This is a genomic window from Phycicoccus sp. Soil802, assembly GCF_001429605.1.
GTDB lineage: Bacteria > Actinomycetota > Actinomycetes > Actinomycetales > Dermatophilaceae > Pedococcus.
In genome coordinates this window covers 80446-101533 of the sequence record NZ_LMSS01000001.1, presented here as the reverse complement: position 1 = coordinate 101533, position 21088 = coordinate 80446, and the positions used below count along the sequence as shown (strand labels likewise).

The window sequence follows — 21088 nt, the reverse complement described above, 5'->3', positions numbered from 1 at the left end:
GGGCCCGCGTCCGTCTGTGTGCAGCGGTGCGCGGGTCAGCCCAGGGCGCCGATGGCAGCGCGGATCCGCTTCTCCGACACCGGGTATGCCGTGCCGAGCGCGTTCGCGAACAGGCTCACCCTCAGCTCCTCGACCATCCACCCCACGTCGCGGACCGGTGCCGAGCGCCGCTCGACGACGGGCAGGGAGTCGAGCAGGTCGGCATACGCGGTCTCGACCCGGTCGACCACCTCCTGGTTGGCCGCGTCACGCGCCAGGGCAGCCGGCGAGGAGGGCGCCTTCTCGAGCCGTTGCAGCATGGCTCGCAGGTAGCGCCGCAGGTGCGGGAGGTGGGCCAGACCGGTGTCGGCCACGAAGCCGGCGTAGACGAGGCTGTCGAGCTGGGCGCGCACGTCCGCGACGAGGGCGGAGGTGGCCGGCGCCGTCAGGCTGTCGAGCCGCAGGCGGACCTCGTTGGCTGCCGACAGCACCGGCTCGACCTCGGCGACGACGGTGAGGACCCGGGTCGCGACGTGCGTCCGGACGGCGCTGAGCACCTCCCCGAAGGCAGCGGCGTCGCGGACACCCCCACCGCCGGCAGGTCCGTCGGCCGCACGCTCGAGGACGATCGCGTCGACCGCGCAGGCCAGGGCGTCCTCCAGCAGGGCGGGCACCGAGCCATGGGGGTTGTTGCCGAGGGCCAGCTTCTGCGCGTTGCCCAGCGAGGCCAGCACCCGCTTCCACGGCGCGGTGGTGTTGAGCAACAGCAGCCTGCGCACGCCCAGGACGGTCGCGGCCTCAGCCTCCCGCTCACCGGTCAGCACCACGAGGTCGACGGCGTCGCCACGGTCCACGAGCGCTGGATAGCCTTGGACCGTGCGACCCCCGGAGGTCGACTCGAAGGTGCGCGGTAGGTCGCCGAAGTCCCACTGCCGCAGGCCCTTTCGTTCGACCGCAGCCCCTGCGCGGGACACCCGGCGCTGCACCTGACCGGCCAGCTCTTCCTGCAAGACGGCGAGCTCCTTGGCGCTGCCGAGCACCCGGCAGGTGCCGTCCTCGACCGAGAAGGTGATGCGCAGGTGGTCGGGCACCCGGTCGGGAGCAAACTGCTCGGGCGGCACCGCGATCCCGGTACGGGCGTGCAGCACCCGAGCGAGCTCGTCCGCCAGCCTGCGTCCACCACCGGGCTGCGCCTGGGCCAGCGCGGCGGCGGCATGGTCGGGGGCCGGCACGAAGTGCACCCGGGTCGCCTTCGGCAGCGACCGCAGCAGGGCCGTCGCCAGCTCCTCCCGCAGTCCCGGCACCTGCCAGTCGAACCCGTCGTCGGTGACCTGGTTGAGCACCTGCACGGGGATGTGGACCGTCACGCCGTCGGCCGCCGCCCCCGGCTCGAACTGGTAGGTCACCGGCAGCTCGATGCCGCTCTGCGTCCAGCTCTTCGGGTAGTCACGGGCCGAGACGCCCTCGGCGGTGTCACGGGTCAGGAGCTCCTCGGTGAAGGTGAGCAGCTGTGGCGTCTGCCTGCGCGCGTCCTTCCACCACCGGTCGAAGTGGCGCTGGGAGACCACCTCCGCCGGGACCCGCGCGTCGTAGAACGCGACGAGGTCTTCCTCGTCGACGACGATGTCGCGCCGGCGGGCTCGCTCCTCGAGCTCCGAGAGTCGTTGCAGGAGAGCCTGGTTCGCCTTGAAGAACTCGTGGTGGGTGTCCCAGTCACCCTCGACGAGCGCGTGCCGGATGAACAGGTCGCGCGACTCCTCGGGGTTGATCCGGGCGTACTGCACGGTGCGCGCGGCCACCAGCGGCACGCCGTAGAGGGTGACTCGCTCGGTGGCGACGACGGCTCCCTGCTTCCGGGACCAGCGCGGCTCGGAGTAGGTGCGCTTCACGAGGTGGGTGGCCAGCCGCTCGGCCCAGACCGGGTCGATCCGCGCGTTGCTGCGGGCCCACAGCCGGGTCGTCTCGACGAGCTCGGCCGACATCACCCAGGTCGGCTGGCGGCGGAACAGGGTCGACCCCGGCGAGATGCCGAACCGCGCGCCCCGCGCGCCGAGGTAGTCGCGTTTCGCCTCGTCGCGGAGCCCGATGTGGGACAGCAGCCCCGCGAGCAGGGCCTGGTGGACGAGGTCGGCGTTCGGCGGCTCCCCCGGGGCGGACGTCGCCGACCTGGGGTCGATGTCGAGGTCCTGACAGGCCTTGCGCAGCTGGCTGTGCAGGTCCTGCCACTCACGGACCCGCAGGTAGTGGAGGAACTCGGTGCGGCACATCCTGCGGAAGGCGCTGTGCGACAACGCCTTCTGCTGTTCCTTGAGGTAGGCCCAGAGGTTCAGCAGCGACACGAAGTCGGAGTGCTCGTCACGGAACCGCGCGTGCGACTGGTCGGCCTGCGTCTGCTTGTCCGCGGGCCGCTCCCGGGGATCCTGCATCGACAGGGCGGCGACGATGATGAGCACCTCGCGGGCGCAGCCGAGCTTCCCCGCCTCGATCAGCATGCGTCCCAGCCGCGGGTCCACCGGCAGCCGGGCCAGTGCCCGTCCGTATGCCGTCAGCTGACGTCCCTCACGGCGCCCACCGCGCGAGCGTGTCCGGGTCTCCTCGGACGCCGCTTCCGGCGACTCCGAGCCGGATGCGTCCGACATGGCGAAGGCGCCCAGCTCCTCGAGCAGGCGCACCCCATCGGCCACCTGACGGGCGTCGGGCGCGTCGACGAACGGGAACCGGCCGACGTCGCCCAGGCCCAGGGAGGTCATCTGGAGGATCACCGATGCCAGGCTGGTGCGCTGGATCTCGGGCTCGGTGAACTCCGGCCGCGCAAGGTAGTCGTCCTCGGAGTAGAGCCGGATGCAGATGCCGTCGGCGAGCCGGCCACAGCGCCCGGCGCGCTGGTTGGCGCTGGCCTGCGAGACCGCCTCGATCGGCAGGCGCTGCACCTTGGTGCGTTGGGAGTAGCGGGAGATGCGCGCGGTGCCGGCGTCCACGACATACCGGATGCCCGGGACGGTCAACGACGTCTCGGCGACGTTGGTGGCCAACACGATCCGGCGTCCGGTCGCCCGTCCGAAGACCCTGTGCTGCTCCGCGGCGGAGAGTCGCGCGTAGAGCGGGAGCACCTCGGTCTGGGGCAGCTTCATCGACTCCAGCGCGTCGGCGGTGTCGCGGATCTCGCGCTCCCCCGACAGGAACACGAGGATGTCGTGGCCGGTGCCGTCGGCGGCGCGTTCGGTCCAGAGCTCCTCGACCGCCTCGCAGACAGCCGTGACCTGGTCCCGCTCGTCCGCGTCTGGTTTCTCCGGGTCGACGAGCGGGCGGTAGCGGACCTCGACGGGGTAAGTGCGCCCCGACACCTCGATGATCGGCGCAGGCTCCCCCGTCACGACATCCCCGAAGTGCTCCGCGAAGCGCTGCGGGTCGATCGTGGCCGAGGTGATGACGACCTTGAGGTCGGGGCGCTGCGGGAGGAGCTGCTTGAGGTAGCCGAGGATGAAGTCGATGTTGAGCGACCGCTCGTGCGCCTCGTCGATGATGATCGTGTCGTACTTGCGCAGCAGCCGGTCGCGCTGGAGCTCGTTGAGCAGGATGCCGTCGGTCATCACCTTGACGAGGGTGTTGTCGCTGCTCTGGTCGGTGAAGCGCACCTGGTAGCCGATCGCGCCCCCGAGCTCGACCTCGAGCTCCTCGGCGATCCGCTCGGCCACCGAGCGGGCCGCGATGCGCCGCGGCTGGGTGTGCCCGACCAGCCCGGCCCGCCCACGCCCCACCTCGAGGCAGATCTTGGGCAGCTGGGTCGTCTTCCCCGAACCCGTCTCCCCCGCGACGATGACGACCTGGTGGTCCCGGATCGCGGCCGCGATGTCGTCCTTGCGTGCGACGACCGGCAGGTCCGGCGGGTACTTCAGCTCGGGGACCGGGAGGTCCTGCCGGCGAGACGAAAGCCCTTGTCCTCGTCCTCCCGGCCGCTTGCGGCGACCCCGGTTCCGGGCAGCACGGGGCTGCGGAGAGTCGGCGGAGGACATGGGCGCAGCATACGTTCGGCGGGTCCGCCCTCGCGGACGAGGCGGGAACGACCCCTCCTCCTCTAAGGTGACCTGACGATGAACACCCGGTGAACATCTCTCCGCACCCCAAGACGAGGTTTCCTGCTGTGACTTCCCCTGACCTGACGCCCGAGGCCGCCACCGGCGACCGCAGCGGGTACTGGAACGACTACTACGCTTCCAGCGCCGCGACGCAGCGTCCGCTCCCCTCCCAGTTCGCGGCCTTCGTCGCCGGCGAGCTCAAGGGCCCCACCCGCGTCATCGAGCTCGGCTGCGGCAACGGCCGGGACTCCATCTTCTTCGCGTCCTACGGTCACGACGTGACCGGTGTCGACGGGTCGGAGTCGGCGGTCGCCGCCGCCAGCGCGACGGCCAAGGCGCACGGCGTGCAGGCCAGCTTCCTGGTCTCGTCGATCGACGACCCCGCGCTGCCCGAGCGGCTCGGCGCCGCCTCCGGGCCCCTGACGATCTACGCCCGGTTCTTCGTGCACGCCATCACCGACCGCGAGGAGCAGGACTTCCTCACCCTGGCCGCCGGGCTCACCTCGCCCGGCGACCTGCTGGCCGTCGAGTACCGCACGGTGCGCGACCAGACCGGAGCCAAGGTGACCGGGGCGCACTACCGCCGGTTCGTCGCCCCGGCGACCTTCCAGGCCCGCGCGCTGAGCAACGGCTTCGAGGTCACCTACGCCACCGAGGGGTTCGGCTTCGCCAAGTACCGCCAGGACGACGCGTACTGCGCCCGCGAGCTCTTCACCCGGGTCTGAGCCGATGACCGCCGGCGCCCAGCCCCTGGCCGACCTGGAGGACATCATCCGGGCGGGCCGCGCCCTGTTCCCGGACCTCGACGTCATCGGCCCGGACGGGCTGCTCGACCTGCAGCTCGCCCATGACGGCATCCGTCGGCTGCGGGTCGAGGGTGCCCACGAGCAGTTCCTGCACCTGCAGTCGCTGGGCGTCGACACCACCAAGGGCTCGGTCGGGCGACGGGACGCCAAGGTGACCACGAGCAGCTGGCACAAGAACTTCGGCGACGCCTTCAACTCGGTGCGACTGCTCGACGTCGAGCACCCGTCCGGCACCGCCCTGCACACCGGCGCCGACAGCCCGGGGTGGGTGGAGCTGTCCTTCAAGAAGCCGGTCGACCTGCGGCGGGTGCGCCTGCGCAACGTCTCCGGGTCCACCGCACGGCGGCTCCGGGGGGTCCGGGTGCTCGTCGAGGGACCGGACGGGTGGGTCGTCGTCTACGACCACCTCGCCCGGGTGGACCAGCTGCGCCAGACCCTCGCCGCACCCGCCAGCAACGGCGCGTCGCCCGAGCTCAGCGCCCTGCTGCCGATCCTCGGCGACACGTTCGGCGGCTTCTACGAGGAGGCCCGCAAGGCCCTCGACGCCCTCACCGACGTGCCCGACCAGCAGCGCTCGGCCTTCCGCACCGTGGTCACGCACGCCCTCCTCGCCGACCGGGCGATGGAGTGGACCGTGCACGGCCCGCAGCGGTGCTTCCGGTTCTGGACCGAGCAGGAGAAGGTCCGCTACATCGGGTCGGCCGTCGAGATCACCGATGCGCTGGCCAGCCTCACCCCGCACGTCTGCTTCGGGTTCGGGGCGGCGCTCTCCGTCGTCCGCGACGGCGCGCTGATCCCCCACGACGACGACCTCGACATCATCATCGCCTTCGACCCCCACGAGGCCAGCACCCTGGCCGAGGGCCTCGCCCTGGTCGAGCAGCACCTTCGGCCGCTCGGGTTCACCGTGACCGGCAACTTCTCGGCGCACCGCCACGTGCGCAAGCCGGGCGCGAAGCACGTCGACGTCTTCGTCGGGCTCTTCGAGGGCGACGTCGTGTCCTGGTACCCGGGCGCCCGCGGGGCGCTCACCAGGGACATGATGTTCCCGGCCTCGAGCGCTCCCCTGATGGGCGTCACCTGCCCGTTGCCCCGCAACCCGCTCGTCTACCTCGAGCGGCTCTATGGCGCCGGGTGGCGGCACCCCGACCCCAACTTCCGGCACACCTGGGACCGGTCGGCCTACGCCGACCTGGCCGGTGGCCGCAAACCCGCCACCACCGGCAGCTGACGACCGAGCCATGACCGGGCCCGCCACCCCTCGGGGTGGCGGGCACCGTCATGGCAGCGGCTGAGTCGCCGACCTCAGGCGCGCCTACCTCAGGCGCCCTTGGCGGCGATGAAGCCCTGCTCGAGGTCGGCGATGATGTCGTCGATGTGCTCGATCCCGACGGCCAGACGCACCAGCCCGGGCGTGACGCCGGCCTTGAGCCGGTCGCCGTCCGGACCCTGCGAGTGGGTGGTCGACGCCGGGTGGATCGCGAGCGACCGCACGTCACCGATGTTGGCGACGTGGCTGTGCAGGACGAGCGACTCGACGAACCGGCGACCCGCCTCGACCCCGCCGGCGATCTCGAACGCGAGCACGGCACCGGCGCCTCGCGGCGTGTACTTCTTCGCCTTGGCGTAGGACTCGTGGTCGGGCAGCGAGGCCCAGACGACCTGCTCCACCTGCTCGTGTCCCTGGAGGAAGGCCGCCACCTTGTGGGTGTTCTCGAGGTGCCGCTCGAGGCGCAGGCTCAACGTCTCGATGCCCTGGGCGATGAGGAAGGCGTTGAACGGCGAGATCGCCGGACCGAGGTCGCGCAGCAGCTGCACCCGGGCCTTGAGGATGAAGGCCAGGTTGGCGCCCAACGGGCTGCCGACGCCGAGGTCCCGCGCGAAGACCAGCCCGTGGTAGCTCTCCTCCGGCGTGTTGTAGTTGGGGAACTTCTCCGGGTCGGCGCCGAAGTCGAAGGTGCCGCCGTCGACGATCACCCCGGCGATCGAGGTGCCGTGCCCGCCGAGGTACTTGGTGGCGGAGTGCAGGACGATGTCGGCACCCCACTCCAGCGGCCGGATGAGGAACGGCGTGGCGATCGTGTTGTCCACGACGAGGGGGACGCCGGCCTCGTGGGCCGCGGCCGCCACGGCCTCGATGTCCAGGACCTCCGACTTGGGGTTGGAGATGGTCTCGCCGAAGAACAGCTTGGTGTTGGGCTGGACCGCCGCCTTCCACGAGGCGATGTCGTTGGGGTCCTCGACGAAGGTCACCGCGATCCCGAACTTCGGCAGTGTGTGCTTCAGCAGGTTGAAGGTGCCGCCGTAGAGGCTGGGGCTCGCGACGACGTGGTCGCCGGCCTCCGCGATGTTGAGGATCGCGAGAGTCTCGGCGGCCTGGCCCGAGGCGACCAGGAGCGCGCCGACACCACCCTCGAGCGAGGCGACGCGCTGTTCGACCGCGTCCTGCGTGGGGTTCATGATGCGGGTGTAGATGTTGCCGAACTCCTTGAGCGCGAACAGGTTCGCCGCGTGCTCGGTGTCCTTGAAGACGTACGACGTGGTCTGGTAGATAGGCAGGGCGCGGGCGCCCGTGGCGGCGTCCGGCTCCTGTCCGACGTGGACCTGGCGGGTCTCGAACGACCAGTTGGTGGAGCTCATCTGAAGTTCCTTCACTCTCGTGTGCCGCGCTGCGGCGTCGGGGCCCGTATGCCGGTGGGTCCCGATCGAGACTGGCTGACCGAGCTGCTGGTGCCACCTCCGCAGAGGGTGCACCGGCGACACCGCCGGAGACGGTGCGGGACACGTGGTGGGTCTCCCGCGCTTGCGGCCGGCAACCGGTGCCGTCCGCCAGGTCTTCACCCGGGGCACCCCACCGCGGAGGAGGGTTGCCGGCCAGCGAGCCGGGGCTTGTCGCTGACACTCATGACCTAATCGGGAGCGTACGCCGCGGCGGTGAGCGCCCGGCATACCCATCTCTCATCGCGGACGACGTGGATCCGACGCACCCGGAAGGCCGGAGCGCTCCTCACGGAGCCGCTTCGCCTCGTCCTCCTCCTCGCCCTGGAGATGGTCGCGCAGCGCTTCCGCCCCGCCCATGCCTCCCGACGCCGCCTCAGCGCTCCACCCACCCAGCAGCATGGTGCGCGAGCGCGCGGGGTCGCGGGTCGCGAGCGCGAGGTCGTCGAGCCACCGGACCCGCACCGCGTGCTGGGCGCGTCCTGCCACCTGCTCGGCGAGCCAGTGGGCGGCCGCGGTGGGCGAGCTCGCCGTGGAGAGGGTGCGGGTCGGCCGGAACGGGCGCAGCGGGCGCTTGGCTCCGGTGCGGCCCACCTGGCGGAGCTCTGCGACCGCCGCGAGCCTCAGCCGCTCACTGGTGGTGTGGCGCAGCAGGCGGCGCTCGGTGCGGGAGGCCGCCGCCCGGGCCGCGGGGTTGGTCGCGAGCGCACCCCGCTTGAGCACCGCCGACGCCCGACCGGTGGCCATCGCCGTCGCCGACAGGCCGATCGACGTCCAGTCGCCGTCGCCGTAGGCCACCTTCACCGCCGTGTCGGTGAGCGCCCTCGTCGCCCCGGCGGTCCCGGCAACCACCCCGACGGCTTTGGTGGCCGGCGTGGGCACCAGCGCGATCGACCCCGCCATGCCCTCGACCCCGCCGGCGGCTCGGCTCAGCCCGGTCAGGGCGTCGTAGACGCGTGAGTCGGCGAGCCCGTCCTCGACGAGCTGGCGGAGCACCGCGGCGCAGCGGCGGTCGGCCTCGTCGAACTGGCGCCAGGCCTCGGCATGCCGGCGCTCGGCGTCCTGCGCCCGCTCGAGCTCGGCGACCTCCCGGCAGTGCAGCGCCCCGGCGGTCGCGCGCTGCGCGGGGTCGGCGGACCGCTCGGCCTCGACGCGGGCGGTGCCGAGGGCCACCGCCCACGGATGGGCGATGGTGTGCTCGGCCACGGCCGCACCGACCACCTGCTGGGCGTGCTCGAGGGCGGCGGCCAGCGGACGCAGGGCCGCTGCGGAGACGCCGTGCCGGCGACCCGCTGAGACCAGCAGGGAGGCGGCGGCGTGCGAGCGCCTGGCGAAGGACTCCCCCGCCGGGCTGTCCCAGCTCACCTCGGGACCGGCCAGCCCGCGCAGGATCTCGGCGCGGGAGAGGAGCAGCTCACTCTGCCCCTGGAGTCGGTCGGCCAGTGCCCGCACGGTCGCAGGGTCGCCGTTCAGCGGCCGCAGTACCCTCACTGCTCAGCTGCCGGGTCGAGCCACCCGCCGACCTCGAGCTCCACCTCGGCGTAGAGCCGTCCGGCGTCGGTGACGCAACCCGCCAGGTCGTCGAGCTCGCGGCCGAGCACCTGCCGCTGGTGCTCGAAGTCCCCGAGCACCGCCGCCAGGGCCACGGCGCTGTCCCCCGGACCGAGCCCCCACGCCTGCTCGGCGGCGCTGGTCGCCTGCCACTGCAGGTCTGCGGCGACCTCGGTGAGCGAGCGGCCGAGGACGGCGAGGATCTCCGGATCCACCTCGATGCTGGTCATCCACCGAGGGTAGGCAGGTGCCGAGAGCGGCCCGTCGAGTTGTCCACAGGCCACCGAGCCTGTGGCGAGGGGTGCTCGCGCGGGCGTCAGGGACGCATGTTGTGATGGGCCCATGACCATCTCCGGCGACTACGCAGCCAGCCCCACGAAGTGGGTCCGCACCCAGGTCGAGAAGATCGAGGAGGCGGGCACCACCCGCGCCGTCGACATCCAGGGGCGCCCGGTGGTGCTGCTCACGATGCTCGGTGTCTCGGGGAAGGTCCGCAAGGTGCCGCTCATGCGGGTCGAGCACGACGGGGTGTATGCCGCGGTGGCCAGCAAGGGCGGCGCGCCCGAGCACCCGAAGTGGTACCGCAACATCCGCAAGAACCCGGTGCTCGACCTCCAGGACGACGAGCGCACCTGGACCGTCCGCGCCCGGGAGCTCGAGGGTGCCGAGCGTGACGAGTGGTGGCCGCGCTGTGTCGAGGCGTTCCCGCCCTACGCCGACTACCAGGTCAAGACCGACCGGCTCATCCCGGTGTTCGTGCTCGAGCCCGTCGAGGGGTAGTCAGGCGGTTGGAGCCGCAGTGCGGCGCAGCCAGAGCAGTCCGAGCACCGGCAGCACGAGCGGCACGAAGCCGTAGCCCGAGCCGAAGTGCGACCACACGGTCTTGTCGGGGAAGGCGTCCTTCGCGAGGTACGACGCGAGCCCCACCACCAGGACGCCGACCAGCTCGATGCTGATCGCGACCAGGGCGACCGTGCGTGACGTGCGGTCCCCGCGGGCGAGTGCCACGGTCGCCACGACGTAGATGACCGCGGCGAGTGCTGACAGGAGGTAGGCCAGCGGCGCCCGGGAGAAGTACTCGCTGATCTGGAGCACCGACCGGCCGGTGGCGGCCAGCGCCAGGAGGCCGTAGACGGCGACCAGCACCACCCCGGGTCCGGAGCGCGTGGAGCGTGGCGTCCGCAGCAGCTCGCCCTGGCGGTCGGGCTGGCGCTCGGGCTGGGGCTCAGCCACCGAGGTTCCAGATCTGCTGGAGCCGCGCGGTCATCACGGCGACCGCGAACGCCCCGACGGCGACGACCCCCATGGCCCAGCGGGTCTTCTCCTTGAGGGCGAGGAAGACCGCCGCCGGAGGGACGAACGGCAAGGTGATCGCGTAGGCCGCGAACGTCGCCTGCTCCGCGCTGTCGCCGGGGACGCTCCCCAGGTGCGCGAGGGCGACCACGAGCTGGACCACGAGCCCGAGCTCGACCACCGCGGCCACGAGCAGGAGGCGGTCGTCGACGAGACGCCGACGCACGGCATACCCCGCGGCGACGGCCAGGAGCACGACGGACGCCACGAGCAGCGCGACGGTCAGCGGGTAGAGCACGGCGGGAAGCCTACGCGAGGGTGGTGGGGCGGCCACGCCGGCACCCGTCGCCGGAGTCCGCCGGTCAGGCCGAGCTGGTCGAGCTGGCCGCCGGGGCCAGCAGCAGGTAGGCCTGCGCGCTCAGGAGCACCACGATCGCCACCCACTTGCCCGGTGGCAGCTCGACGCCGTAGCGGACCCGGTCGATGACGACGAGCCCGACCTGAAGCAGGACGATCCACCCCATGGTGACCAGGGCCAGCTCGGCGTACTGCAGCGACGAGGCGTACACCCAGAACAGCACCCCGAACGCGACCAGCCCCAGGAGCATCGGCACCGGCGACCGGTGTTCGGCCCACTCCTTGGCGGCGAACGCGCCGACCAGGTCCAGGGCGGCCAGGGCCACCATCGCGACGGTGGCCACCACCGCCCCCGGCCAGCCCTCGGGCGCTCTCAGCATCGGCACCAGGTCGAAACCGCTCATGGCGCTACCCCACGTATCCCCCCGCACCCCCGGGCGACCCGTGCAGCCGTCCTGGTCCCAGTGTGGGACGCGCGAGCGGGCCGGCGCATCAGTGGTTCTGACTACGTGATCTCCACCGCGGGCACGAGCGCACCCGGGTCGTCCCTCGCGTGGGTGGGCTCTGACGGGTGGGCTCTGACGGTGAGGGGCGCGAGCGCTATCCGCCGCCCGGGGCGCCCTTGCCGCTGCCGTTGCCGGCACCGCTGCCCGGGGCCGGGCTGGTGCCCGACCCCTTGCCCTTGGTGGTCGGGGTCTCCTGGGTGGACGTCGCCTGGGACGTGGGCTTCCCCTTCGTCGACGTCGCGGGCTTCGCGGGCGTCCCCTGGGGCGTGCGGGTGCTGTCGGACGCGCTCTTCGTGGTGGTCCTGCCGGTGGGCTTCCCGGTGCCCCTGTCGGTGGGCTTGCTGGTGCCCTTGTCGGTGGGCTTGCCCGAGCCACCGACGGAGGCCGTCGGGGCACCGTGCGGGGGCTTCGCGGCGAGCGCAGTCGCGCAGTAGGCCTCGACGTTCGCCGAGCCGCCCGCTGCCGAAGCGAGGTTCCGGAACGCGACCGAGCGTTCGCGAGCGGTGCCCTTGGCCTTGTCCGCGGACCAGGCGCGACAGAGCCCTGCGGCCGCGGCGCTCGTCGCGGAGGGGCCGACCCCGGCGGTGGGCGAGGTCACTGGCTGGCGACGAGTGGAGGACGAGCCCCCGTCGCGCACCCCGGGAGCGGGCGCGCCGACGGCGTCGTGCATGGCTTGCTGCACCGGGGTCGGGAGCACGCCGACGTAGGCCGCGGCGCTGAACCCACCGATGGATGCGAGGGACAACGACAACGCGGCCACGGTCAGGGCGGCCGTGCGCGACCGGCCCGCGACAGCGGCGCCGCGTGCACCGGATCGGCTTCGGAGGTCGACGACGCGGGTTCGGGTGTCGGCGGTGCTGGGCGCCCATCGACCCACGGCGACGCTGGCGTTGGTGCTGCGGGATGCGCTGGACGACGCCGTGCGCAGCGGGTCGATGAGCACGAGGCCTGCCGACGTCTGGCGGGTGGCGGCGCGGCGCTTGGCCGTGCCGATGGCGACGACCTTGACCTGGTCCGCCCGAGCCCGGGAGAGCACCTTGTGGAACGCGCCGACGGCGACGCTCTCGTCGGCCAGCTCGGCGCGCGACGGCGGAGCAGCCAGCGACCAGGAGACCAGCTCGGCCTCGGCGCCCAGCCGCTCGAGCGCCCTCGCCTCGGCCCGCTCGACGTTGTCCTCGTCGACGCCGACGACGCTCGCCACGGCGCTCGGCGGGAGCTTGGCACCGAGCCGCAGCACCACGACCTCGCCCTGTCCCAGCGGCAGCTCGCGCAGGGCAGTGAGGGTGTCGGAGATCCCCCGATGGGTGGGGTCCACAACGTCCTCGGGTTCGAGGACCTCTTCGAGGTCGATGTCGCCGTCCCCCTCCACCTGGAAGCCTTCGTAGCCGGTCGCCGAGCCCCACGTGCGACGCAGGGTGCCCTCCTCGGCACGCTGGCGCGCACAGGCCAGCACCCAGATGCGCCAGTCGGTCTCGTCACCGGTGAAACCCGGGAGCCCTCGGACGACGGTGACCCAGCCCTCGCAGGCCTCGTCGTACGGGTCGTCGTGCCCGACCACCCTCAGGTAGCGGACCATCGCCGGGTTGGCATCACGCCACAGCCGGACGAAGGCAGCTTCCTCGCCGGCTTGAGCGGCGCGCATGGTGCGCGCGAAGTCGGTACCCAGCACCCTTCAAGTATCGAGGCGAAGGGCTCTCCATCCCCTCATACTTTCGGCCCGAGTCGAAACTCCATCATTGGGTGGAATTCGTGCTCAACGACCAGCCGCGCGGCCGACCCGGTGGGTCGGTCGCGCGGCTGGGTCTGCCCCGGTCGCCGGGCTGTGAACTGGCTCGTCAGGGGGCCGGTACGAGCTCCGGGGTCGGGAGTGCGGGCACCGGTGCCGCGACCAGCTCCTCCCGGTGCCCGTGGCGGTCCCACCAGCGGGCCAGCGGCCCGGGGGCGTACCAGTTGGCCCGACCGAGCAGCCGCATCGTCGCGGGCACCAGGAGCGCCCGCACCACGGTGGCGTCGAGCAGGACGGCGACGAGCATGCCGACCCCGATCATCTTGATGAAGATGATCCCGCTGGTCGCGAACCCGCCGATGACGACGGCGAGCAGCAGGGCGGCGCTGGTGATGATCCGACCCGACCGCTGCACCCCTGCCGCGACGGCCCGGGTGTTGTCGCCGGTGCGGTCCCACTCCTCCCGGACCCGGCTGAGCAGGAACACCTCGTAGTCCATCGACAGCCCGAACAGGATCGCCAGCATCAGGATCGGCTGCGTCACGTCGAGGTAGCCGGGCGAGGTGAACCCGAGCAGGCCGGACAGGTGACCCTCCTGGAAGATCCAGGTGACGACCCCGAACGACGCCGCGATCGACACCGCGTTCATCACGATCGCCTTGAGGGGCAGCACGATCGAGCCGAAGGCGACGAAGAGCAGGACGAGCATGACCACCGCCACGGTCAGGGCCATCCACGGGAGGCGGTCGCCGATCGAGTCGATCAGGTCCACGGCGTCGGCCGTGGGCCCGCCCACCAGCGCGGTGCTGCCCGGCGGGGTCTCGACGGCCCGGATGCCCTTGACGACGTCCTGGCTGGCCGAGGTCTGCGAGTTCCCCTTCCAGGTCGCCTGCAGGAGGGTGAGCTGGGAGCCGTCGACGGCCTTGCTGGCCACCGCCTGCGCCTGGGTGACGCCGCCGACGCCCCGCAGCCGGGTGACGTAGGCCGCCGTGGCCGCCTCGTCCGCCCCGCGCAGCATGATCGACGCCGTGGAGGTCTCCCCACCGAACAGCTCCGCCTGGAGGTCCGCGGCCTGGCGGCTCGGGGAGCTCACCGGCAGGACCCGCTCGTCCACGCTCCCCCACGTCGCCCCGAGGAACGGGCTGCCGAGGGCGAGGAGGCCGATCACGATGACGACCAGGTAGGCGACCGGGCGGCGCATCACGCTGTGCGCGACCCGGGCCCACGCGCCGTGGACGACCTCGTGGTCGGTCCCGTGCAGCTCGTCCGGCGTGCGGGCGTCGCTGAGCCGGGCGCGGGAGCCGCGGCGCCACGGCATACGACCGAACTCGATGCGCGGACCGAGCACGCCCAGCAGCGCCGGGAGCACGGTCAGGGCCGCGACCATCGCGACGAGGACCGCAGCCATGCCGCCGTAGCCCATCGAGCGCAGGAAGTTCTGGGGGAAGAGCAGCAGGGAGGCCAGCGAGGCGGCCACGATCAGCCCCGAGAACAGGACCGTGCGCCCGGCCGTGGTCATGGTGCGGACCACCGCGGCGCGCACGCTGTCCCGAGAGGTGTCCGGCGCGACCGCTAGCTCCTCCCGGAACCTGCTGACCACGAAGAGCGCGTAGTCGATCGCCAGGCCCATGCCGAGCAGGGTGATGACGTTGATCGAGAAGATCGACACGTCGGTGACGCCGGTGATCAGGCGGACCACCGCAAACGCGCCCATCACGGCGATGCCGCCGACGAGGGTGGGCATCAGGGCTGAGACCAGGCTGCCGAAGATGAGCAGGCTGAGCAGGAAGACGATCGGTAGCGAGATCGACTCGGCGCGGGCGATGTCCTTGGAGACCTGCTCGTTGACGTCGCCGAAGACCGCCCAGCGACCGCCGACGCTGGTGCTGAGGCCGGGCGCGAACAGGTCGTCCTTGACGGCGTCCCAGTCGGCGCTCTTCTCGTCCTGGGTGGCGCCGGCCAGCGTGATGATGACGCGGGTGGCGTGCCCGTCCGTGCTGACCAGGCCCGGGGACTGGGTGGCGTACCAGGTGACCGTCCCCGCGACGTCGCTCGCGGGCAATGCGGCGAGCGTGTCGGTCACGGCCTTCTGGAACGCGGCGTCCGACACCTTCAGCGTCGGGCTGGAGTAGACGACCACGAGGTCGGTCTCGCGGCCCGGGAAGGTCGCCTGCTCGAGTGCGAGCTCCTTGGCCGAGTCGGTGGCCGGGTCGTCGAACCCGCCGTTGGAGAGGCTGCCGAACACCCCGATCCCGTATGCCGCGGCCACCAGGACCACGGCCAGCCCACCGAGGAGGACGGCCCAGGACCGCCGAGCGACGAACTGACCCCACGTCTTCATGCTGACCACGCCTTCATCTGGATCCCGTCCTTGCTACCCCACGTCACGGATGTTTACGCCAGTAACAGTGATGGGTGTAAACTCGAATGTCAAGGGTTAATCCGATCGTCCATGGTTAACTCTTCGTGACCCGCGATGGTGGGTCCCTACGAACGGGAGAGACGGCGGATGACGGCGGTTCCGACGCGGCGCGAGCGCCAGCGGCAGGCGACGTTCGACGAGATCGTCGACGTGTCGCGGCGACTGCTGCGCACCGGCGAGGACGTCTCGATCCGGGCCGTGGCCCAGGAGATGGGGCTCACTCCCCCGGCGCTGTACCGCTACGTCGACAGCCATGCCGAGCTGCTCACCCTCGTCGCGCGGTCGATCTTCGAGGACGTGGTCGACGCGATGACGGTGGCTCGTGACGACCAGGCGGCGGACGACCCGTCGGCGCAGGTGGTCGCGGCGTCCGCGGCGTTCCGGGCGTGGGCGCTGCGCCACCGCCCGGAGTTCCAGATGGTCTTCGCGTCGGGCGACGCGATGCGCTCGGACGAGGCGCTCAGCGCCAAGAAGACCGCGCTGATGACCTCGCTCGCCGACTGCCTCCCCGAGGACTCGGGGGTGCACCTGTTCGCGGCGTTCTTCAGCGAGATCTTCGGACGGCTCTGGGTGAAGTACCAGTTCGCCGTCCCGTCCGACGACGAGCTCGACCCCGAGCTCCTCGAGATCCTGCGCAGCGAGCTCAAGCCGGACGAGGTGACCCACGGACTCGGGTCACCCACACCGGGGATGGTCTGGATGTTCGAACGCGCCTGGGCCCGGCTCTACGGCACGGTGACGCTCGAGGTGTTCGGGCACGTGCACCCCGGGATGATCAGCACCGGGGCGTTGTTCACCGCGACCCTGCTCGACATCGGCGCCGACCTCAACATCAGCGACGAGTGGCCCCGGCTGCAGGCCGTGGCACGGGCCGAGGCGGAGCGCGTCCCCACCTCTGCCTGACCGCCGGAAACACTCGGTCAGGCGGGTCGCTGGCGCTCGAAGGTCACGAGCACGCCCTCGGTGCCACCCGGACCGATCCGGCCCTTCACCTCGACGGCCGTCACGGACTTCACCTGCCAGCCCTTGTCGGCCCACTCGTTGAGGACCTTCTCCAGCTTGTCCGCCGACATCTTGCCGCCGATCAGGCCTTCGCGGACCTGGACCACCTTGTACTCGTACATGGCCGCAGCCTAGGGCCCGCCGTCACCAGCCCGCCGGGTCTCCGGCGCCGAGGTCGGCGCGCTTTGCTCAGCTGGCCCTGGTGAGCGGCTCGGGGAGGGCTTCGACGCCATCGGGTGAGGCGAGGTAGAAGCCGAGCAGCCGCACCGCGTGGCGCCGGCACGCCTCGACGGTCTCCTGGTGCCAGGCGCGATCGTTGTCGGTGGGCAGCAACCCACGCCGCCGGCCGCGCCCGACCAGCACCGCACCGTGGGCCTCGCCGATCATCGGCAGCAGCAGGTCGAGCAGCGTGCGCAGCTCGGCGGCCGGCGCGTCGGGTGGTAGGTCGGACAGCACGATCGGCTGCACCCCGCGGTCTGCCTCGTCGCACAGCATCAGCGCCAGGGCACCGCCGCGACGTTGCTCGAGATCGAGGATCAGGTCGATGACGTCGGACTGGATGACGTTGTCAGTCAACGGAATCGAGCGGGCGTCGGGCGGAAGGTCGTGGTAGCTCATGGCCTGATGCTGCCGCACCCGAGGCCCTCGCCCGGAAGTTATCCCCAGCCGGCCAGCGGATGCGGCGCAGGCGTCAGCACCGAGCGCTCGGTCGCGCCTCTCGTGCGACACGTGCCGACGTCGGTCGCCCGCGCTAGCGTGCCAACCGTGACCCTGGACGAGATCGACGAGTACGCCACGTCGCTGGCTGGGTGCAAGCGCAAGGGCCACCCCGGGCGGGTCGCGTGGTACGTCGACGACCGCCTCGTCGTCCGGCAGGACGAGCCGGGGACGGTGCTGGTGAGGGTGGGGTTCGAGGACCGCGAACGGCTGCTGGACGACCACCCCGACACGTTCGGGTTGCCGCCCCGCTGGGAGAAGCACATGAAGGTGCAGGCCGACCTCGACGGCGATGCCGACGCGATCCGCACGGCGATCCGGTTGGCCTGGGCGATGCAAAAGCGCTGATCACCCCGTGTGTGCCGGGTGCAGGTGGTCTGTTCAGCCGACCAGAATCTCCCCGAACTCACCCTGTTCGGTCAGCTTCGCCTCAGACGAACGGAGGGGGTGCTCGCCAATGCGAGGCTGGTCGCCAGGAGCCGCTCATAGCGTCCTCCTCGTGGACAGCAACCTCGTCGCCCCAGACCGCACGGCCGGTGCGCATCTCGTCAGGTGCGTGTGCGGCACCTCCCTCGACGAGGGCGTGCACCGCACCTGCACCGGCGACGCAGCCGTCCAGCACAGCGCCCGGGTCGAGGACAACGCGAACCAGCTCCTCAACCGGCTGCGCGCGATCGTGCTCATGGGGACCCTCGACGGCGAGCTCCGGCCGCTGTCCGTGTGACCCGGCCGGGCCACCCGGCCAGTTCGCGCCCTGCTGGTTCAGTGCGACACCAGGCGGGCGTGGGCCGTCTTGACGGTGAGGTTCTCGGCGGGCCCGCGGATGGTCACGTCTCCCGGGATGTCGATCCACTGGCCGCCGTTCACGCGGAACTGGCCGGAGTAGGTGACATCCGCCCGGACGGTGAAGTCGCCGGCGCGGGTGTAGGTCCTGGTGATGTCGCCCTCCGGATAGGGGCCACCGAGTGAGGTGGTCGCACCGCTCGTGGAACCGTCGCCGTAGTCGTAGGTGATGCTCTTGACCCTCGGCCGGATCTCGACCCGGAACCCCGCCATGCGCGCCGGGTCGACCTCGTCGATCTCCCCCGGCTGGTACCCGCTCTGGGGCCAGCTGGTCTGGAAGTAGGTGGGCAGCGTGACCAGGGTGACGTTGCCGCGGGGCTGCACGTCGAGGGTGGGTTTGGCGAAGTCCGTATCGTGGAAGGCGGCAAGCACCATGGCCATCGTCACCCGCGGTCGGACCGGGCCGGGGGCATCCTCGGGGAAGCACGTGATGCCGTACTGGACCCACGGCCCGGTGGGCGCCCCGGCGGCGTTCACGGTTCGCCGGAACAACCGCACACTCGGCCCGAGCCCTTCCTGGTCACCCCGCCCCTGACACGCCAGGGTGGCACCCGCGCAAAAGTCATTCGGCGACGTGGAATTTGGAGTGTTCGAACCACAGTTCGCGACTGAGGTGTACTCGTAACGAACGGCTACCTCACTGCCACGATCTGCAGCTGAGCTGGTCTTGATGGCCCGTAGATCCTGGCGATTCATCCAGGTCATTCTCGCGCCGTCGCTGGTTGTGGAGCCCCCGATCCCACCAGCCGCCTGCGCCGGATCTGCCAGCGCGAACGAGAGGGTCGCAAGGAGGATCGCGGCTAGTCGGCGATTCCGTACATTCGCCATGACGTCTCCTTCCAGATAACTCCGGCCGTGCGGGCCAAAGACTGTTTCGGGTCCGTCAGCACCACCTTGCCTGCCGTGTCAACGACGTTGACCCTGTGCTGCGTCATGAACAGTCGCACGTACTGCTGACCTTTCGGCGCCCCATCGAATGCGGCCACTCTGGTCACCGTCACCGGGCTGCTCTCGTAGTGCTGACCATCGCGGACCAGCGCCACGGCCGTCTTCTGAATCTCCTGGCAGGAGAGGCACCCAGAGTCGCTCAACGGCGGAAGCAGGGTTGCATTCGGCTCTACCCATGCCCGGTTGGCTGTCTCCATGTAGAACTTCACGAAGGCTTCGGCTCCGGCTTCGGTGTGAGCCCTGGCCGCTTCGGGGATCTGCACCGCTCCGGGAGTCGTGGTGGTGGATGTCGTCGTGGTCGGTGGGGAGGAGCTGGCTGGCGGAGGGGTCGTCGCGCCGGTGGCCGCCGTGCCGTTGCCGGTCGCGGGTGGGTCGGCTGCCCCGCCGGTGCAACCCGCCAGTGCACCCAACCCGCACGCGACAAGCAGGCTGAGCGCCGCGGCATACCCGTGCTTGGAACTCACTCGTGGACTCCCCCTCCGACCACTCAGTCAACTCGAACGCACGCCAGTGTAGGCAAACTCGCGCACCCGAACTCTCGTTGTCCACACCCTTGGACGCGCAGCGGCCGCCACAATGACGACATGGCGTATGACGAGCGGGTGGCACAGCGGATCCGGGACCTGGTGGTCGGCGACCTCGACGTGACCGAGAAGAAGATGTTTGGCGGGCTGGCCTTCCTGGTCAACGGGAACATGTCGGTGGCCGCGAGCAGCAAGGGCGGGCTGATGGTGCGGCTCGACGAGGACGTGGCGGACCAGCTGCTCGAGCGGGACGCGGTGCGGCCGTTCGAGATGCGCGGCAAGGCGATGAAGGGGTGGCTGCGCGTCGACGACGCAGGGTTCGAGGGCGACGACGACCTGCGCGAGTGGGTCGAGCGGAGCGTGGAGTACGCCCGGACCCTGCCGCACAAGTAGGCAGGGCCAGGAGGACGCACCGAGTGGGCGCGAGGCTTGCGGACCAGCTGTCGGCCGTTCGGACGTAAGTGCACGGAAGCGGCATACCGACCACGAGGGATGGTCCAGAATCCTCGGGTCCTCGACACTGAGGTCGAGCGGCCAGGGGCGTGAGCAAGGAGTGGGCGGGGTGCGCGAAAGCGACGGGATCATGGTGGTCTCGGTGCCGGACGGCTCGGTGTGCCGGTGCGGCGAGCAGATGGGTGCCGGCGAGCGCGCCGGGTTCGACCCCGCGCGGGACGAGGTCATCTGCCTGCACTGCCTCGCTGACCGGCGCGCTGGTCGTCCCCAGGTGCTCCAGCGGCGCCAGCCGGCGCCAGCACCGGTCCCGGCGCACCACCCCGGCGCCTGGGCTCCGGCGCAGCCCACCCCCCGACGGTCCGGCACCCCGGGCACCCTCACGACCGTGCTGATCGCCGCCATCGTGGTCGCACTGGTGGGCGGCGCGGTCGTGTTCCGGGCTGTGGGGTTGGCTCCTCGCACTGCGACCAGGGCGTACGACGACCCGACCGCCTACGTCTTCATGAACACGACCTCACGCGGGGCGCCGGTGACGTGGGACCCGTGCCTGCCCATCGAGCTCGTCGTGAACAGCGCAGCCGCGCCCAAGGGGTCCGACACCCTGCTGGCCGAGGCCGTCGAACGCGTCAACGCGGCGAGCGGCCTGCGGCTGCACGTCGCCGGCCCCACGACCCAGGTCCCGAGGCCGGCGAAGAGCGCCCGCGACCTGACCAACGGGCTGCCGGGCAGTGCTCGCGCACCAGTGCTCATCGCCTGGACCACGCCGGAGGTGGTGCCGGGCCTCAAGGGATCCATCGTCGGACTGGGCGGACCGGTGCACCGCTTCGGGAACAGCCTCGACCGGGAGAAGTACGTCGGCGGCTCGGTCGACCTCGACGGGCCGCAGCTCGCCGAGATCCTGCAGCGTCCCAACGGGCACGCCCGGGCGCGCGCCGTCGTCATGCACGAGCTGGCGCACCTGGTCGGCCTGACCCACGTGGACAATCCCACGCAGGTGATGGTCGCCAGCAACGGCACGGCCACGGAGTTCGGGAGGGGCGACCTCGCGGGCCTGGCCGCGCTGGGGTCAGGCGGGTGCCCTTACGACCTCACGCCCGACTCGCCCTGAGCGGCGCCGCTCCGCCACGCCGCGCCGCCGCGCCGATCCTCTCGCCGCTCCGGCGCGCC

21 protein-coding genes and 1 riboswitch are annotated in these 21088 nt (G+C 71.5%); of the genes, 8 read left to right on the top strand and 13 right to left on the bottom strand.

From position 1 onward, the window contains the following. Positions 1-35 precede the first annotated feature (35 nt). A complete protein-coding gene (hrpA, locus tag ASG91_RS00420; RefSeq protein ID WP_082593798.1) occupies positions 36-3992 on the bottom strand; it encodes an ATP-dependent RNA helicase HrpA in 3957 nt (1318 codons plus the stop codon). Positions 3993-4120: 128 nt separating this feature from the next. On the opposite strand from hrpA, the gene ASG91_RS00415 reads away from it, so the two are divergent. Together ASG91_RS00415 and ASG91_RS00410 are read left to right on the top strand one after the other, a co-directional pair. Continuing rightward, positions 4121-4780: a bifunctional 2-polyprenyl-6-hydroxyphenol methylase/3-demethylubiquinol 3-O-methyltransferase UbiG gene (locus ASG91_RS00415; protein WP_056920658.1), complete on the top strand. Its 660-nt coding sequence runs from the start codon at positions 4121-4123 to the stop codon at positions 4778-4780. Between the two features lie 4 nt (positions 4781-4784). Beyond that, positions 4785-6092 carry a hypothetical protein gene (locus ASG91_RS00410; RefSeq protein ID WP_056920657.1) on the top strand — a complete coding sequence of 436 codons (1308 nt, stop codon included), beginning with the start codon at positions 4785-4787 and terminating at the stop codon, positions 6090-6092. Between the two features lie 89 nt (positions 6093-6181). Here ASG91_RS00410 and ASG91_RS00405 read toward each other — a convergent pair whose 3' ends face one another. From ASG91_RS00405 to ASG91_RS00395, 3 genes are all read right to left on the bottom strand, one after another. Next, a complete protein-coding gene (locus tag ASG91_RS00405; protein WP_056920656.1) occupies positions 6182-7501 on the bottom strand; it encodes a bifunctional o-acetylhomoserine/o-acetylserine sulfhydrylase in 1320 nt (439 codons plus the stop codon). 154 nt (positions 7502-7655) lie between these two features. Continuing rightward, positions 7656-7771, bottom strand: a riboswitch (SAM riboswitch). Positions 7772-7819: 48 nt separating this feature from the next. Beyond that, entirely contained in the window at positions 7820-9031 is a 1212-nt protein-coding gene (locus ASG91_RS00400; RefSeq protein WP_157605889.1) for a hypothetical protein, read from the bottom strand. A gap of 35 nt (positions 9032-9066) precedes the next feature. Further along, positions 9067-9360, bottom strand: coding sequence for a hypothetical protein (locus tag ASG91_RS00395; RefSeq protein WP_056920654.1), 294 nt, complete (start codon positions 9358-9360; stop codon positions 9067-9069). A 112-nt stretch (positions 9361-9472) separates the two neighbouring features. Here ASG91_RS00395 and ASG91_RS00390 point away from each other — a divergent pair, with 112 nt between their 5' ends. Continuing rightward, a complete protein-coding gene (locus ASG91_RS00390; RefSeq protein ID WP_056920653.1) occupies positions 9473-9910 on the top strand; it encodes a nitroreductase family deazaflavin-dependent oxidoreductase in 438 nt (145 codons plus the stop codon). Here ASG91_RS00390 and ASG91_RS00385 read toward each other — a convergent pair whose 3' ends face one another. From ASG91_RS00385 to ASG91_RS00365, 5 genes are all read right to left on the bottom strand, one after another. Beyond that, on the bottom strand, positions 9911-10363 hold the full coding sequence (locus tag ASG91_RS00385) for a hypothetical protein (protein ID WP_082593797.1): 453 nt from the start codon (positions 10361-10363) through the stop codon (positions 9911-9913). Next, positions 10356-10721 carry a hypothetical protein gene (locus ASG91_RS00380; protein WP_056920652.1) on the bottom strand — a complete coding sequence of 122 codons (366 nt, stop codon included), beginning with the start codon at positions 10719-10721 and terminating at the stop codon, positions 10356-10358. Before ASG91_RS00380 ends, ASG91_RS00385 begins: the two co-directional genes overlap by 8 nt. A gap of 64 nt (positions 10722-10785) precedes the next feature. Continuing rightward, complete coding sequence (locus tag ASG91_RS00375) at positions 10786-11184, bottom strand: hypothetical protein (protein ID WP_056920651.1); 399 nt, start codon at positions 11182-11184, stop codon at positions 10786-10788. A gap of 196 nt (positions 11185-11380) precedes the next feature. Beyond that, the gene (locus tag ASG91_RS00370; protein ID WP_056920650.1) at positions 11381-12955 is read right to left on the bottom strand and encodes an RNA polymerase sigma factor; all 1575 of its coding nucleotides are present in this window, start codon (positions 12953-12955) and stop codon (positions 11381-11383) included. Between the two features lie 166 nt (positions 12956-13121). Then, entirely contained in the window at positions 13122-15353 is a 2232-nt protein-coding gene (locus ASG91_RS00365; protein ID WP_056921179.1) for an efflux RND transporter permease subunit, read from the bottom strand. 168 nt (positions 15354-15521) lie between these two features. Between ASG91_RS00365 and ASG91_RS00360 the strand changes: the two genes are divergently transcribed. Next, positions 15522-16337 (top strand): TetR/AcrR family transcriptional regulator, encoded by an 816-nt coding sequence (locus ASG91_RS00360; RefSeq protein ID WP_056920649.1) that lies wholly within the window; start codon positions 15522-15524, stop codon positions 16335-16337. A 17-nt stretch (positions 16338-16354) separates the two neighbouring features. Here ASG91_RS00360 and ASG91_RS00355 read toward each other — a convergent pair whose 3' ends face one another. Both ASG91_RS00355 and ASG91_RS00350 read right to left on the bottom strand, forming a co-directional pair. Continuing rightward, positions 16355-16558: a DUF4177 domain-containing protein gene (locus ASG91_RS00355; RefSeq protein WP_056920648.1), complete on the bottom strand. Its 204-nt coding sequence runs from the start codon at positions 16556-16558 to the stop codon at positions 16355-16357. A 67-nt stretch (positions 16559-16625) separates the two neighbouring features. Then, complete coding sequence (locus ASG91_RS00350; RefSeq protein ID WP_056920647.1) at positions 16626-17054, bottom strand: hypothetical protein; 429 nt, start codon at positions 17052-17054, stop codon at positions 16626-16628. Positions 17055-17201: 147 nt separating this feature from the next. On the opposite strand from ASG91_RS00350, the gene ASG91_RS00345 reads away from it, so the two are divergent. Beyond that, positions 17202-17501, top strand: coding sequence for a hypothetical protein (locus ASG91_RS00345; protein WP_056920646.1), 300 nt, complete (start codon positions 17202-17204; stop codon positions 17499-17501). A 151-nt stretch (positions 17502-17652) separates the two neighbouring features. Further along, positions 17653-17877, top strand: a complete 225-nt coding sequence (locus ASG91_RS00340; RefSeq protein WP_056920645.1) for a hypothetical protein — start codon at positions 17653-17655, stop codon at positions 17875-17877. A 38-nt stretch (positions 17878-17915) separates the two neighbouring features. Here ASG91_RS00340 and ASG91_RS00335 read toward each other — a convergent pair whose 3' ends face one another. Continuing rightward, positions 17916-18488, bottom strand: a complete 573-nt coding sequence (locus ASG91_RS00335) for a hypothetical protein (RefSeq protein WP_157605886.1) — start codon at positions 18486-18488, stop codon at positions 17916-17918. Between the two features lie 308 nt (positions 18489-18796). Beyond that, positions 18797-19408 carry a DUF6318 family protein gene (locus ASG91_RS00330; RefSeq protein ID WP_157605883.1) on the bottom strand — a complete coding sequence of 204 codons (612 nt, stop codon included), beginning with the start codon at positions 19406-19408 and terminating at the stop codon, positions 18797-18799. A 120-nt stretch (positions 19409-19528) separates the two neighbouring features. Here ASG91_RS00330 and ASG91_RS00325 point away from each other — a divergent pair, with 120 nt between their 5' ends. Both ASG91_RS00325 and ASG91_RS00320 read left to right on the top strand, forming a co-directional pair. Then, positions 19529-19861, top strand: coding sequence for a TfoX/Sxy family protein (locus ASG91_RS00325; protein ID WP_056920642.1), 333 nt, complete (start codon positions 19529-19531; stop codon positions 19859-19861). Between the two features lie 169 nt (positions 19862-20030). After that, complete coding sequence (locus ASG91_RS00320; protein ID WP_056920641.1) at positions 20031-21029, top strand: hypothetical protein; 999 nt, start codon at positions 20031-20033, stop codon at positions 21027-21029. Positions 21030-21088: the final 59 nt, after the last annotated feature.